The sequence below is a fragment of the Neptunomonas qingdaonensis genome, from assembly GCF_900113275.1.
In the GTDB taxonomy this organism is placed as follows: Bacteria; Pseudomonadota; Gammaproteobacteria; order Pseudomonadales; family Balneatricaceae; genus Neptunomonas; species Neptunomonas qingdaonensis.
Genome location: NZ_FOOU01000025.1, coordinates 1 through 15,524, shown reverse-complemented (window position 1 = coordinate 15,524; position 15,524 = coordinate 1). Strand labels below are relative to the sequence as shown.

The window sequence follows — 15,524 nt, the reverse complement described above, 5'->3', positions numbered from 1 at the left end:
CCAGGTGACAACGTTAAGATGGTTGTTACTCTGATTGCACCAATCGCAATGGATGAAGGTCTGCGTTTTGCGATTCGTGAAGGCGGTCGTACTGTCGGTGCGGGCGTGGTGTCAAAAATTATCGCATAATAGTGATAAAAGTGTTGCCAAATAACCGGGGCGTAAATATAATGTGCGTCCCTGTTTTTTACAGGCCAGTGGCTCAATTGGCAGAGCAGCGGTCTCCAAAACCGCAGGTTGTGGGTTCGAGTCCCTCCTGGCCTGCCATCTTCAGTCGAAGATGGTATCAAAGCGCAAGCTTTATTCGAAGCCGAGGCTAACAAGCGTGAACGCAAAAATTGCATCTGAAGGATCTAAGTTCGACACCGTTAAGTGGCTAGTTGTTGTGTTGCTAGTGGCGGTCGGTGTTGTTGGTAACTCAATGTATGCTGAGCAGTCTCTGTTGTATCGGGTCATTGCCTTGCTGGTGCTGGCTTTGGTTGCTGGATTTGTGGCGCTGCAAACGGGAAAAGGTCGTGCATTCTTTACTCTGTTTAAAGAGGCAAAGAATGAAGTGCGTAAGGTTGTTTGGCCTACGCGCCAAGAAACATTGCAGACAACGGCGATGGTCGTGGTTGTGGTGCTATTGATAGGTTTAATGTTGTGGGGGCTGGACTCGTTATTGGGTTGGGCGGTCTCTAGTATAATAGGTTAGGAGAAAGGGCATGGCTAAAAATTGGTATGTTGTTCATGCTCACTCTAACTATGAGAAGCGTGTAAAAGCATTACTGGAAGAGCGTATTGCTCTTGCAGGTTTAGAAGATATGTTTGGCGAAATCCTGGTTCCGACCGAAGAGGTTGTTGAGATTAAGGATGGTAAAAAACGTAAATCTGAACGTAAGTTTTATCCTGGCTATGTGCTGGTGCAGATGGAGATGACTGACGAAACCTGGCATCTTGTGAAGCATACTGCACGCGTGCTGGGTTTTATAGGCGGGACTGCGGATAAGCCAGCGCCGATTACTCAGCGTGAAGCGGATGAGATTTTATCTCGTGTGCGTAGCGGGGTTGATAAGCCTAAGCCTAAAACTGTATTTGAGCCAGGTGAAATGGTTCGTGTATCAGATGGTCCGTTTGCTGACTTTAATGGTGTTGTGGAAGAAATTGATTATGAGAAGAATCGCATGAAAGTGGCGGTTTTGATTTTTGGTCGTTCTACACCGGTTGAATTGGCGTTCGGTCAGGTCGAAAAAGTCTGATATTTACTATATAAACACTCTGCCTTTTCTAAGGTGGAGTTTTTGTGTCTATGAAAAACGGGGAGCCGTAAGGCGAATAACCCAAAGGAGAGTATCTAAATGGCCAAGAAAATACAGGCTTATATCAAGCTGCAGATTAAAGCAGCTCAGGCGAATCCAAGTCCACCAGTAGGTCCGGCTTTGGGTCAGCATGGTGTGAACATCATGGAATTCTGTAAAGCGTTCAATGCTGAGACTCAAGGTCTTGAGCCAGGCTTGCCGACTCCAGTTGTTATTACTGTGTACAGTGATCGCAGTTTTACTTTTGTTACTAAAACTCCGCCAGCGGCTGTTTTGTTGCTGAAAGCAGCTGGTCTGAAAAGCGGTTCTGGTCGCCCGAATACTGTCAAAGTAGGTACGGTTACACAAGCTCAGCTTGAAGAAATTGCAACTATTAAAATGCCAGATCTGAATGCTTCTGATTTAGACTCGGCCGTTCGTACTATCGCTGGTAGTGCCCGCAGCATGGGTCTTGTAGTGGAGGGTCAGCAATAATGGCTAAGTTAACTAAGCGTCAGAAAGCTATTCGTGAAGTCGTTACTGCTGGTAAAGCATACTCAATTACTGAAGCCGTAGAAATGCTGGCAAAGGTATCCACTGTTAAGTTTAAAGAATCTATCGATGTTTCTGTAAACTTGGGTGTTGATCCTCGTAAATCTGATCAGGTTGTTCGTGGTTCTACTGTATTGCCGCACGGTACTGGTAAAGAAGTACGTGTTGCTGTTTTTGCTCAGGGCGAGAACGCTGAAAAAGCAAAAGAAGCAGGCGCAGATGTTGTTGGTTTTGAAGATTTGGCTGCTTCTATGAAAGCAGGTGATCTGAACTACGGCGTTGTTATCGCTACTCCGGACGCAATGCGTGTGGTTGGTCAGTTGGGTCAGATTCTAGGTCCTCGTGGCCTGATGCCTAACCCAAAAGTTGGTACGGTAACTCCCGATGTTGCTACCGCTGTGCGTAATGCTAAAGCTGGTCAGGTTCGTTTCCGTACAGATAAAAACGGAATTATTCACGCTGGTGTGGGTAAAATTGAATTTGATGCAAATGCTATTAAAGAAAACGTAGCTGCTCTGGTTGCTGAAGTTAAGAAGCTTAAGCCAGCATCCTCTAAAGGCATCTACGTTAAGAAAATTGTACTGTCCTCTACTATGGGGCCGGGCATCTTGGTTGATCAGGCTACTTTGGTTTAATCAACTAAAAAAGGTTTTTTGAGGGTCTTCGTGACCTGTTAGACAGAGACGAAGGCCGTCAAAGACCGCAGGTGATGCGTCTTTGGCGTATCTTAATGGGTTCCAGCCTGCGCAGACGGTGAATACCACCGTACTCGCAACTCTACTTAGGTAGATTGATGGTAAACAGTCGTAAGACTATTAATCCAGGAGTTAATTGTGGCATTAGGACTAGAAGATAAAAAAGCGATCGTCGCTGAAGTCCAGGAAGCTGCTCAAAACGCACTGTCTGCAGTAGTGGCAGATTCCCGCGGTGTTACCGTTGGGGATATGACTGCTCTGCGTAAAGAAGCGCGTGAAAATGGCGTGTGGTTACGTGTTGTGCGTAACACGTTGGCGCGTCGTGCAGTAACTGGTACAGCGTATGAGTGCTTGTCTGATTCTTTCGTTGGCCCAACAATTATCGCTTTCTCTAAAGAGCACCCAGGTGCTGGTGCGCGTATTCTTAAAGAATTCGCTAAGAAAAACGATAAGCTTGAGCTTAAATCAGCAGCCTTTGAAGGGGCGATCGTTGATATTGCTGTGCTGGCAAGCTTGCCAACATACAATGAAGCGCTTGCTAAATTGATGAGCTGTATGAAAGAAGCAGCTGCAGGTAAGTTGGTACGTGTTATCGACGCTGTGCGCGATCAGAAAGAGCAAGAAGCAGCCTGATTTCTTGCTGTTTCATAACGATTTAACGAGCTTAGGCTCCATATTTTTAGGAAAAAGTCATGTCTCTGACTAAAGAAGATATTATTAACGCTATCGCTGAAATGTCTGTAATGGATGTTGTTGAATTAGTTTCAGCAATGGAAGAAAAATTCGGCGTATCTGCTGCTGCTGCTGTTGCTGCTGGTCCTGCTGGCGATGCTGCTGCTTCTGTTGAACAGACTGAGTTTGATGTTGTACTGACTTCTGCTGGTGAGAAGAAAGTTAACGTAATCAAAGCTGTTCGCGCTGCTACAGGCCTGGGTCTGAAAGAAGCTAAAGCAATGGTTGATGGTGCGCCATCTACTATTAAAGAGCAGATCAGCAAAGATGACGCTGAAGCTCTTAAGAAGGCGTTGGAAGAAGCTGGCGCTTCTGTTGAGCTTAAGTAATCTGGCTTATGCTTTACAAGCAGCCTGAGACTGCTTGAAACACCTATGGCTGGTGGCAAATTGCCACCGGCCTTTTTCCGTTATTTGTAGACAGCAAATAAATAACGGCTGCGCGGACCAGAAGCTCTCGTTCTGGGCTGCTTCTCAACTTGGTGCACATGCTGGGGAACACTGATGGCTTATTCGTATACTGAAAAGAAACGCATCCGCAAAGATTTCAGCAAATTGCTGCAAGTCATGGATGTACCTTACCTGCTGGCGATCCAGCTAGACTCTTACCGTAAATTCCTACAGGAAGGTGCGGATGCCGGAGATCGTAATGAGGAAGGTCTGCACGCGGCATTTAAATCTGTATTTCCTATTGTCTCTTATTCCGGCAATGCTGCATTGGAATATGTAGGCTATCGCCTCGGTGAGCCTGTTTTCGACGTTAAGGAATGTCAACAGCGTGGCGTAACATACGCTGCACCACTGCGTGTCAAAGTGCGGTTGGTTATTTATGATCGTGAATCATCTAATAAAGCAGTGAAAGATATCCGTGAACAGGAAGTCTACATGGGCGAGATGCCTTTGATGACTGATAACGGAACCTTCGTAGTGAATGGTACTGAGCGTGTAATCGTTTCTCAGCTCCACCGCTCACCGGGTGTGTTCTTTGATCATGATAAAGGTAAAACGCACTCATCGGGTAAATTGCTCTATTCGGCGCGTATCATTCCGTACCGCGGATCTTGGTTGGACTTTGAGTTTGACCCGAAAGATGCGCTATTTGTACGTATTGACCGCCGTCGTAAGTTGCCGGCTACCGTATTATTGCGTGCGCTGGGTTATGAAACTCATGAAATTCTTGATATTTTCTTTGAGAATACATCGTGGGTAGTGACTGAAGACAAAGTGCAGATGGAGCTGGTTCCTGATCGTCTGCGTGGTGAAACCATGTCATTTGAAATCAAAAATGACAAGGGTGAAGTCATTGTTGAGGCGGGGCGTCGTATCACGCCACGTCACATCAATAAGATGGCTGATATGAGCCGTCTGGAAGTGCCGCTTGAATACCTGCTGGGTAAGTCGATAGCAAAAGATGTTGTAGATCCTGCGACGGGTGAGCTGATTTGTCCATGTAATACTCTGGTAACGGATGAACTGATAGCAACACTGGTCGCTGCAAATGTTACTGCAATTGAGACGCTGTATACAAATGAGCTTGATTGTGGTCCGTTTATCTCTGATACATTGCGCAATGACCCTACCCGCAGTCAGTTGGAAGCGTTAGTAGAAATCTATCGCATGATGCGTCCTGGCGAGCCGCCAACAAAAGAATCTGCAGAAACACTGTTCGGTAATTTGTTCTTTGCTGAAGAGCGTTACGATATGTCAGCAGTAGGACGGATGAAGTTTAACCGTCGTCTGGGTCGTGAAGAAACGGTCGGTTCTGGTGTTCTGGATAAAGACGATATTCTGGATGTGATGAAAACCCTGATTGATATTCGTAACGGTAAAGGCATCGTTGATGATATCGATCACTTGGGTAACCGTCGTATCCGTTCTGTTGGTGAGATGGCTGAAAACCAGTTTCGTGTCGGTCTGGTGCGTGTTGAGCGTGCGGTGCGTGATCGTCTGAGTATGGCTGAAGCTGATAACCTGATGCCTCAGGATCTGATCAATGCCAAGCCTGTTGCTGCAGCCGTCAAAGAATTCTTTGGTTCATCACAGCTGTCTCAGTTTATGGATCAGAACAACCCGTTGTCCGAAGTTACGCATAAACGTCGTATTTCCGCGTTAGGCCCAGGTGGTTTGACGCGTGAGCGTGCGGGCTTTGAGGTGCGAGATGTACATCCGACACATTATGGTCGTGTATGCCCCATCGAAACGCCAGAGGGACCAAATATCGGTTTGATCAACTCATTGGCAACCTTTGCTCGTACGAACGACTATGGTTTCCTTGAAACACCTTACCGCAAGGTAGTTGATGGTGTTGTCAGTGACGATATTGAGTATCTCTCGGCTATTGAAGAGAATAATTTTGTTATCGCTCAAGCGTCAGCATCAATGGATGAAGGCAAGCGTCTGATTGAAGAGATGGTAACGGTCAGGCATTTGAATGAAACAACAGTAATGGCGCCTGCGAAGGTTGATTACATGGATGTTTCGCCACGTCAGGTGGTATCTATTGCGGCATCACTTATTCCGTTCCTGGAGCATGATGATGCTAACCGTGCATTAATGGGTTCTAACATGCAGCGTCAGGCTGTCCCTACTTTGCGTGCTGATAAGCCGTTGGTAGGTACGGGTATGGAGCGTTATGTAGCCCGTGACTCTGGTGTATGTGTTACCGCTCAGCGTGGTGGTGTCATTGAGTCCGTTGATGCGGCGCGTATTGTTGTACGTGCAAACGATGCAGAAGTGGCGGTGGGTGATGCGGGTGTAGATATTTACAGTCTGACAAAATACACACGCTCTAACCAGAATACTTGTATTAACCAGCGCTCTATTGTACGTCCAGGGGAGTCAGTAACCCGTGGCGACATTATGGCGGATGGTCCTTCAGTTGATATGGGTGAGTTGGCGCTTGGGCAGAACATGCGTATCGCATTCATGCCTTGGAATGGTTACAACTTTGAAGACTCGATCCTGATCTCTGAGCGCGTAGTGGAAGAAGATCGCTTTACCACTATTCATATTCAGGAACTTACGTGTGTCGCGCGTGATACCAAGCTTGGGTCTGAAGAGATTACCTCGGATATCCCGAACGTAGGTGAGTCGGCACTGGCTAAGCTGGATGAATCAGGAATTGTACATATCGGTGCTGAAGTTGGCCCTGGTGATATTCTGGTCGGTAAAGTAACGCCAAAAGGTGAAACGCAGCTGACACCTGAAGAAAAATTACTACGTGCAATCTTCGGTGAGAAAGCATCTGACGTTAAAGATACTTCATTGCGTGTCAAAGGCGGTACAACCGGTAAAGTTATCGATGTACAAGTCTTTACCCGTGACGGCGTGACGAAAGACGAGCGTGCTCTGGCGATTGAAAAAGCAGAAATGGATGCGATTCGTAAAGATCTTAATGATGAATATCGAATTGTAGAGCAAGCGACTTATGAGCGTTTGGCTAAAGTGCTGGTTGGCAAGAAAGCGGATGGTGGTGCAGGTCTGACAAAAGGCGCTGAAATCACTGAGGCGTTCCTGGCTGATTTGAAGAAAGATGAATGGTTTAAGATTCGTATTTCTGATGAGGCGGTATCAGAACAGCTTGAGCAGGCTAAGACACAACTTGAAGAGCGTCGTGAAGAGCTTGATAAAAAGTTTGAAAACAAGAAGAACAAGCTACAGGCAGGTGATGATCTGGCGCCAGGTGTTCTGAAAATCGTTAAGGTGTACGTGGCTACTAAGCGCCGTGTGCAGCCGGGCGATAAGATGGCTGGACGTCATGGTAACAAAGGTGTTATCTCCGTGATCATGCCTGTAGAAGATATGCCTTATGATGAAAATGGTGAGCCGATTGATATCGTGCTGAACCCGTTGGGCGTACCTTCGCGTATGAACGTAGGTCAGGTGCTTGAAACCCATATGGGTGCAGCAGCAAAAGGTCTGGGTCGTCGTATCAATGAAATGTTAGAAGTTGAACGCGACAAAGCGGAAGCTGTTAAAGAGATTCGTGAGTTTCTTCACCGGATCTATAATAGCGAGCTTGATGGCTGGAAAAACTCCCGGCATGAAGACCTGGATAGTTTCTCTGATGAAGAAATTATCGAACTTGCGCGCAACTTGCGCGGTGGTGTTCCATTGGCAACCCCGGCATTTGATGGTGCTAAAGAAGCCGAAGTTAAAGAACTCCTGCGTATGGCAGGTATGAACGATACCGGTCAGGTTTCGCTGTTTGATGGTCGCTCCGGCGATAAATTTGAACGTCAGGTGACTGTTGGTTACATGTACATGCTGAAGCTTAACCATTTGGTTGATGACAAGATGCATGCGCGTTCAACCGGTTCTTATAGCCTCGTTACTCAGCAGCCGCTGGGTGGTAAAGCACAGTTCGGTGGTCAGCGCTTCGGAGAGATGGAAGTGTGGGCGCTGGAAGCTTATGGTGCGGCATATACTCTGCAAGAGATGCTGACCGTTAAATCGGATGACGTGAATGGACGTACGAAGATGTATAAAAACATCGTCGACGGAAACCATAAAATGGAGCCAGGAATGCCTGAATCGTTCAACGTATTGATCAAAGAGATTCGCTCTCTGGGTATCGATATTGAGCTGGAAAACGACTAGGTATTGCCGAATCACCCGGGTAGGCGCGCTGTGCCTGCCCAATAACTCCGCGAGGAGCCGTAGACAATGAAAGATCTGCTGAATCTACTGAAATCACAAAGTCAGGCTGATGAATTTGACTCGATCAAAATCTCGCTTGCATCACCGGAAATGATCCGTTCGTGGTCATTTGGTGAAGTTAAAAAACCGGAAACGATTAACTATCGTACATTCAAGCCTGAGCGTGATGGTTTGTTCTGCGCGAAGATTTTTGGACCGGTCAAGGATTATGAGTGCCTCTGCGGTAAGTATAAGCGCATGAAGCACCGCGGTGTTATCTGTGAGAAGTGTGGTGTTGAAGTCACGCTGACTAAAGTTCGTCGTGACCGTATGGGGCATATCGAACTCGCAAGTCCGGTAGCACATATTTGGTTCTTGAAGTCATTGCCGTCGCGTATTGGTTTGATGCTGGATATCACGCTGCGTGACATCGAACGTATTTTGTATTTTGAATCGTTTGTTGTTGTTGAGCCTGGTATGACGACGCTGGAGCGTGGTCAGTTGATGAACGACGAGCAGTACTTTGAAGCCCTTGAAGAGTTCGGCGATGAATTCGATGCTCGCATGGGTGCTGAAGCCGTGCAGATGTTGATGGCTTCAATCGATTTGGAAGAAGAGATCCAAATGCTGCGTGAAGAGATTCCGCAGACAAACTCCGAAACCAAAATTAAGAAGCTCTCTAAGCGTCTGAAACTGTGCGAGTCATTCTACAAGTCGGGTAATAAGCCTGAGTGGATGGTGCTGACAATATTGCCGGTATTGCCGCCAGATCTTCGTCCGTTGGTACCTTTGGATGGCGGGCGTTTTGCTACGTCCGATCTGAATGATCTGTATCGTCGTGTTATTAACCGTAATAACCGTCTGAAGCGCCTGTTGGATCTGAATGCACCTGACATCATTGTGCGTAACGAAAAACGTATGCTGCAGGAATCTGTAGATGCGCTATTGGATAACGGTCGCCGTGGTCGCGCTATTACCGGTTCTAACAAACGTCCATTAAAATCTTTGGCAGATATGATCAAAGGTAAGCAGGGTCGTTTCCGTCAGAACTTGTTGGGTAAACGTGTAGATTACTCCGGTCGTTCGGTTATCGTGGTGGGTCCTTACCTGCGTCTGCATCAGTGTGGTCTTCCTAAGAAGATGGCGCTCGAGCTGTTTAAGCCGTTCATCTTTTCTAAGCTTGAACTGCGTGGTTATGCGACAACGATTAAAGCCGCTAAGAAAATGGTTGAGCGTGAAGAGCCGCTGGTTTGGGATATCCTGGATGAAGTAATCCGTGAGCATCCAATTCTGCTGAACCGTGCGCCTACACTTCACCGTTTAGGTATTCAGGCGTTTGAGCCTGTGCTGATTGAAGGTAAAGCAATTCAGTTGCATCCATTAGTATGTGCTGCTTACAACGCCGACTTTGATGGTGACCAGATGGCGGTACACGTACCGTTAACGATTGAAGCGCAGCTTGAAGCACGTGCTTTGATGATGTCTACCAACAATATTTTATCACCAGCAAACGGTGAACCGATTATCGTTCCGTCACAGGACGTTGTATTGGGTCTGTATTGGATGACGCGCTCACGTATCAACGGTAAAGGCGAAGGTATGGCCTTTGCTGATATCGAAGAGATCGAGCGTGCATACGGTGCTAAGCAGCTGGATTTGCAGGCGCGGATTAAAGTGCGTGTCAAAGAAGTCATTCGTGATATTGAAGGCAATGTTACTGAAATTACGGAAATTAAAGAGACAACAGCAGGTCGGGCCATGCTGTTCTCTATCGTTCCTGATGGCTTGCCGTTTGAGCTTGTTAACCAGGCGATGAAGAAAAAAGCCATCTCTCGTTTGCTTAACGAAGCGTATCGTCGTTGTGGTCTTAAAGACACGGTTATTTTTGCCGATCAGCTGATGTATATGGGCTTTCGTCAAGCGACAGTTTCAGGATCATCTATCGGGGTTAATGATTTCGTTATTCCGGATGAGAAACCGGCAATCGTTGGTGAAGCTGATGCCGAAGTAAAAGAGATAGAGCGTCAGTTTGCCGATGGTCTGGTAACGCAAGGCGAGAAATATAACAAGGTTATTGATATCTGGTCGCGTGCTAACGATTTGTTGGCGAAGCGCATGATGGAAAACCTTAAAATTGAGAAAGTTATTGACCGTGATGGTAATGAAGTCGATCAGGAGTCTTTCAACTCAGTTTATATGATGGCTGACTCCGGTGCTCGTGGTAGTGCGGCGCAGATTCGACAACTGGCCGGTATGCGTGGTCTGATGGCGAAACCCGATGGTTCTATCATCGAAACGCCAATCGTGGCTAACTTCCGTGAAGGTTTGAACGTACTTCAGTACTTCATCTCAACACATGGTGCACGTAAAGGTCTCGCTGATACTGCATTGAAAACCGCGAACTCGGGTTATCTGACGCGTCGTTTGGTTGATGTGGCGCAGGATCTGGTTATCACAGAAGTAGACTGTGGTACTGAGAATGGTCTGGTTATCCAGCCAATGATCGAAGGTGGCGACGTTGTTGTTGCTCTGGGTCATCGTATACTGGGTCGTGTGGTAGCACGTGATGTGCTGGATCCGGCTGGTGTTGATGTTCTGATTCCCGCAGGTACATTGATTGATGAAGCGTGGGTGCATCATTTAGAAAATGATGAGGCTTTCTCGTCTATTGATGAAATTATTGTCCGTTCGGCTATCACGTGTGATACGCGTTTTGGTATTTGTGCGGCATGTTATGGTCGTGACCTGGGTCGTGGTCATGGTGTTAACGCGGGTGAGGCTGTCGGTGTTATTGCTGCGCAGTCCATCGGTGAGCCGGGTACACAGTTGACTATGCGTACGTTCCATATCGGGGGTGCGGCTTCAAGAGCGGCAGCCGTTGATAGTGTTCAGGTTAAGAAAGGCGGTGAGATTCGTCTGCATAACCTGAAGTATGTTGAATCGCCGGCAGGTCACCTCGTTGCAGTATCGCGTTCTGGTGAATTGGGTGTTACGGACGAGCATGGTCGTGAGCGTGAGCGTTATAAGCTTCCTTACGGTGCTATTATCAAGGTTAAGGACGGTGCTCAGGTTAACCCTGGCGACATCGTTGCTAACTGGGATCCGCATACCCATCCGATCATCACGGAAGTAGGTGGAACGGTTATCTTCGTAGGAATGGAAGATGGTATTACCGTTAAGCAGACTACAGATGATTTAACCGGGCTTTCTACGACTGAAATTCTGGATGGTAAAGATCGTCCGGCAGCAGGCAAAGAGATCCGTCCGTTGATTAAGCTGGTTGATGCCAAGGGTGTTGATATTTGTCACCCAGGTACAGATCAGCCGGTACAGTATCTGTTGCCTGCTAAAGCGATCATTAACATGGCTAATGGCGCTAACGTGGCTGTCGGTGAGGCGCTAGCGCGTATCCCGCAGGAAGGTTCAGTCAACAAGGATATCACCGGTGGTCTGCCGCGTGTTGCCGACCTGTTTGAGGCGCGTAAGCCAAAAGAGTCGTCAATACTGGCTGAAATCTCAGGTATTATTTCGTTCGGTAAAGAAACTAAAGGCAAAAAACGCCTGGTTATTACACCAAACGATGCCGAGCCGTATGAGTTGATGATTCAGAAATGGCGTAACCTGAACGTGTTCGAGGGTGAGCATGTTGAAAAGGGTGAGGTTATTTCCGATGGTCCGACTAATCCGCATGATATCTTGCGTATTTTGGGCGTGGAAGCGTTGGCAGAGTTTGTTGTAAACGAAATTCAGGATGTTTACCGCCTTCAGGGTGTAGGTATCAACGACAAGCATATTGAAGTTATCTGTCGTCAGATGTTGCGTAAAGTTGAGATTGTTACTTCGGGTGACTCTACCTTTATACCTGGCGAGCAGGTTGAATATGCTGCTGTTGTCTCTGAAAACGCTGAACTGGAAGCGGCTGATAAGATTCCGGCTAAATTTGAACGTGTCCTGTTGGGTGTAACTAAGGCGTCTCTGGCAACAGAGTCCTTTATCTCGGCGGCATCGTTCCAGGAAACAACTCGTGTACTCACCGAAGGTGCAGTTAAGGGTAAGCAGGACTTCCTGCGTGGCCTGAAAGAAAACGTTGTAGTAGGTCGTCTGATTCCAGCAGGAACAGGTTTGGCTTATCATAGCGAACGCAAACGCAAACGTGCGATTGCGCAAGGAACTGAGACAGTCAGTGCAGAAGAAGTGCAAGAAGCACTGGCAGCTGCTCTGAATGCCTCTTTGTCAAATTCTGATTAATTATTAATCAGAGATTGACTTCAAGGGTCGGAATTGATTAAAATTCCGGCCCCCTAGTGACCGGATTGAATACAGTCCGGTTTTTTGGTGCTTTTAATTAAACGTGAAAACGTGGAGTTTGCTTTAATGGCAACTATTAACCAATTGGTTCGCAAACCACGTAAGCGCAAAGTACAAAAAAGTGACGTACCGGCTCTGCAGGCTTGTCCTCAGCGTCGTGGCGTATGTACACGTGTTTACACTACAACTCCGAAGAAGCCAAACTCGGCCCTTCGTAAAGTTTGCCGTGTTCGTTTAACAAACGGCTTCGAAGTGACTTCCTACATTGGTGGTGAAGGTCATAACCTGCAAGAGCATAGTGTTGTATTGATCCGTGGCGGTCGTGTAAAAGATTTGCCAGGTGTTCGTTACCACACTGTTCGTGGCGCATTGGATTGTTCAGGCGTTAACGATCGTAAGCAGGCTCGTTCGAAGTACGGTACTAAACGTCCTAAGTCTTAATCACCGTTTAACGGTGGAAGTTGATGCTAGTAAAATGTCTGGTGACAGATCCAATACTAACTTGGCAAGACCGGACCCGGTAAGAGTAAGGTTAGATAGATACTTATCTATCTGAATTTCCTGAAGACCTTTAAATATGAGGGCTTATCATGCCTAGAAGACGCGTCGCTGCAAAGCGCGAAATACTACCGGATCCTAAGTTCGGTAACATTACATTGGCTAAATTTATCAACCATGTAATGGTTAGTGGAAAAAAATCTGTTGCAGAGCGTATTGTTTACGGTGCAATGGATAAAATCCAGGAACGTTCAAATAACGATCCTCTGGATATGTTTGTTAAAGCATTAGAAGCAATCCAGCCTGCGGTTGAAGTTAAATCCCGTCGTGTTGGTGGTGCAACTTATCAGGTTCCGTGTGAAGTGCGTCCTTCTCGTCGTATGGCTTTGTCTATGCGTTGGTTAGTAGATGCTTCACGTAAGCGCGGTGAAAAATCCATGGCGTTGCGTTTAGCTGGTGAAGTGCTGGATGCTGCTGACGGTCGTGGTGCTGCTGTTAAGAAACGTGAAGATGTGCATCGTATGGCAGAAGCTAACAAAGCTTTTGCTCACTATCGCTTCTAAATGTTCAGAGGAATGAGTCGTGGCTCGTAAAACTCCTATTGTGCGTTACCGTAACATTGGTATCGTTGCACACGTAGATGCCGGTAAAACGACTACAACGGAACGCGTACTTTTCTATACAGGTCTATCTCATAAAATTGGTGAGGTGCATGATGGCGCCGCGACAATGGATTGGATGGAGCAGGAGCAGGAGCGTGGTATTACTATCACTTCTGCTGCGACTACCTGTTTCTGGCAAGGTATGAGCAAACAGTTTGAAAACCACCGTATCAATATCATTGATACACCGGGACACGTTGACTTTACGATCGAAGTAGAGCGTTCTTTGCGTGTATTGGATGGTGCGGTAGTTGTGTTGTGTGCCTCTTCGGGTGTGCAGCCGCAAACTGAAACTGTTTGGCGTCAAGCTAATAAATATCATGTTCCACGTATGGTCTTCGTTAATAAAATGGACCGTGCTGGTGCTGATTTCTATATGGTTATTGATCAGCTTAAAGCCCGCTTGGGTGCTAAAGCTGTTCCAATCAATTTCCCGATCGGCGCTGAAGATGAGTTCAAAGGTGTTGTTGATCTGATTCGCATGAAAGCTATCATGTGGAATGAAGCGGATCAGGGAATGACCTATCAGTTGGAAGATATTCCGGCTGGTCTTCAGGCGAAAGCAGATGAGCTTCGTGAAGAGATGGTCGAAGCTGCAGCTGAAGCTACTGACGAGTTGATGGAAAAGTACCTTGAAGAAGGTGACTTAACTAATGACGAAATCAAGGCTGGTCTGCGCGCGCGTACGTTGGATAACGACATTGTACTAATGTTGTGTGGTTCTGCCTTTAAGAACAAAGGCGTTCAGGCAATGTTGGATGCTGTTATTGAGTACATGCCTTCTCCTGTCGAAGTTAAAGCGATTGAAGGTATCTTGGACGATAAAGATGAAACTGTGGCTACCCGTCCTGCGGATGATAGTGCGCCGTTTGCTGCTCTTGCGTTCAAGATTGCTACTGACCCGTTTGTTGGCACGCTAACGTTTATTCGCGTTTATTCAGGTGTTTTGGCTTCAGGCGACAGCGTTTTTAACTCTGTTAAGAGTAAAAAAGAGCGTGTTGGTCGTATGGTGCAGATGCATGCTAATAACCGCGAAGAGATTAAAGAAGTTCGCGCGGGTGATATTGCTGCATTGATCGGTATGAAGGATGTAACTACAGGTGACACGCTGTGTGATCCTACGAATAAAATCGTACTGGAGCGCATGGAGTTTCCTGAGCCGGTTATCTCTGTTGCTGTTGAGCCTAAATCTAAGGCTGATCAAGAGAAAATGGGTGTTGCATTAGGTAAGCTTGCACAGGAAGATCCATCTTTCCGCGTTGAGACTGATGAAGAAACCGGCCAGACCATCATCTCTGGTATGGGTGAGTTGCATCTTGATATCCTTGTTGACCGTATGCGCCGTGAATTCAGCGTTGAGGCAAACATTGGTAAGCCTCAGGTTGCATATCGCGAGAAGATCCGTAAGTCTGTTGATGCTAACCACAAGTTTGCTCGTCAGTCGGGTGGTCGCGGTCAGTATGGTCACGTTATGGTTGAGTTCAGCCCGTCTGATGATGAAGGGTTGGAGTTTATCAATGAAGTGGTTGGTGGTGCTATTCCTAAGGAATACATCGGCGCTATCGAGAAGGGTATAACAGAGCAGATGAAGAACGGTGTCATCGCTGGTTATCCTCTGATTGGTCTTAAAGCTCGACTGTATGACGGTTCATATCATGATGTTGACTCGAATGAGATGGCATTTAAGATAGCCGCGTCGCAGGCGTTGAAAAAATACGCCCTGCAAGCAGATCCATGTCTGTTGGAACCAATGATGAAAGTCGAAGTGGTTACTCCGGAAGATTACATGGGCGACGTTATGGGTGACCTTAACCGTCGTCGCGGTCTGGTTCAGGGTATGGAAGACACTCCATCTGGCAAAGTGATTAATGCACAGGTTCCGTTGGGTGAAATGTTCGGATATGCAACTGATCTGCGTTCCGCAACTCAAGGGCGTGCAACTTACTCTATGGAGTTTGAGTGTTACGCTGAAGCTCCTAAGAATGTCGCCGAAGCGGTGATGAGGGTTTACTAGCCTTCGCCATAATCTAAGAGGTAATTTATCGTGGCAAAAAAAGCATTTGAACGAAATCTGCCGCACGTTAACGTAGGTACAATTGGCCACGTTGACCATGGCAAAACAACTTTGACAGCAGCTCTGACGCGCGTATGTGCGGAAGTGTT

At 46.9% G+C, this 15,524-nt stretch carries 13 protein-coding genes and 1 tRNA gene; all 14 read left to right on the top strand.

Translation table 11 applies throughout. The features are described from left to right. On the top strand, window positions 1-129 hold a 129-nt coding region (locus BM099_RS19985), incomplete at its 5' end, for an EF-Tu C-terminal domain-related protein (protein WP_090731033.1). A gap of 62 nt (window positions 130-191) precedes the next feature. Next, window positions 192-267, top strand: a tRNA-Trp gene (locus BM099_RS19980). A 58-nt stretch (window positions 268-325) separates the two neighbouring features. Then, complete coding sequence (gene secE / locus BM099_RS19975) at window positions 326-694, top strand: preprotein translocase subunit SecE (RefSeq protein ID WP_090731031.1); 369 nt, start codon at window positions 326-328, stop codon at window positions 692-694. 10 nt (window positions 695-704) lie between these two features. Next, entirely contained in the window at window positions 705-1,238 is a 534-nt protein-coding gene (nusG, locus tag BM099_RS19970) for a transcription termination/antitermination protein NusG (protein WP_090731029.1), read from the top strand. 99 nt (window positions 1,239-1,337) lie between these two features. Further along, window positions 1,338-1,772 carry a 50S ribosomal protein L11 gene (gene rplK / locus BM099_RS19965; RefSeq protein WP_090731026.1) on the top strand — a complete coding sequence of 145 codons (435 nt, stop codon included), beginning with the start codon at window positions 1,338-1,340 and terminating at the stop codon, window positions 1,770-1,772. Continuing rightward, window positions 1,772-2,464 carry a 50S ribosomal protein L1 gene (gene rplA, locus BM099_RS19960; RefSeq protein ID WP_090731024.1) on the top strand — a complete coding sequence of 231 codons (693 nt, stop codon included), beginning with the start codon at window positions 1,772-1,774 and terminating at the stop codon, window positions 2,462-2,464. The genes rplK and rplA overlap by 1 nt, the downstream gene beginning before the upstream one ends. A gap of 198 nt (window positions 2,465-2,662) precedes the next feature. Next, on the top strand, window positions 2,663-3,157 hold the full coding sequence (gene rplJ, locus BM099_RS19955; protein ID WP_090731022.1) for a 50S ribosomal protein L10: 495 nt from the start codon (window positions 2,663-2,665) through the stop codon (window positions 3,155-3,157). Between the two features lie 59 nt (window positions 3,158-3,216). Then, window positions 3,217-3,585 (top strand): 50S ribosomal protein L7/L12, encoded by a 369-nt coding sequence (gene rplL, locus BM099_RS19950; protein WP_090731020.1) that lies wholly within the window; start codon window positions 3,217-3,219, stop codon window positions 3,583-3,585. 174 nt (window positions 3,586-3,759) lie between these two features. Then, window positions 3,760-7,854 (top strand): DNA-directed RNA polymerase subunit beta, encoded by a 4,095-nt coding sequence (rpoB, locus tag BM099_RS19945; protein ID WP_090731018.1) that lies wholly within the window; start codon window positions 3,760-3,762, stop codon window positions 7,852-7,854. 66 nt (window positions 7,855-7,920) lie between these two features. After that, window positions 7,921-12,141 carry a DNA-directed RNA polymerase subunit beta' gene (gene rpoC / locus BM099_RS19940; protein ID WP_090731016.1) on the top strand — a complete coding sequence of 1,407 codons (4,221 nt, stop codon included), beginning with the start codon at window positions 7,921-7,923 and terminating at the stop codon, window positions 12,139-12,141. A 126-nt stretch (window positions 12,142-12,267) separates the two neighbouring features. Further along, window positions 12,268-12,642 carry a 30S ribosomal protein S12 gene (gene rpsL / locus BM099_RS19935; protein WP_028470787.1) on the top strand — a complete coding sequence of 125 codons (375 nt, stop codon included), beginning with the start codon at window positions 12,268-12,270 and terminating at the stop codon, window positions 12,640-12,642. 149 nt (window positions 12,643-12,791) lie between these two features. After that, window positions 12,792-13,262 carry a 30S ribosomal protein S7 gene (gene rpsG, locus BM099_RS19930; RefSeq protein WP_090731014.1) on the top strand — a complete coding sequence of 157 codons (471 nt, stop codon included), beginning with the start codon at window positions 12,792-12,794 and terminating at the stop codon, window positions 13,260-13,262. Window positions 13,263-13,281: 19 nt separating this feature from the next. Then, on the top strand, window positions 13,282-15,375 hold the full coding sequence (gene fusA / locus BM099_RS19925) for an elongation factor G (RefSeq protein ID WP_090731012.1): 2,094 nt from the start codon (window positions 13,282-13,284) through the stop codon (window positions 15,373-15,375). Window positions 15,376-15,405: 30 nt separating this feature from the next. After that, on the top strand, window positions 15,406-15,524 hold a 119-nt coding region (locus BM099_RS19920; protein ID WP_244889962.1), incomplete at its 3' end, for a GTP-binding protein.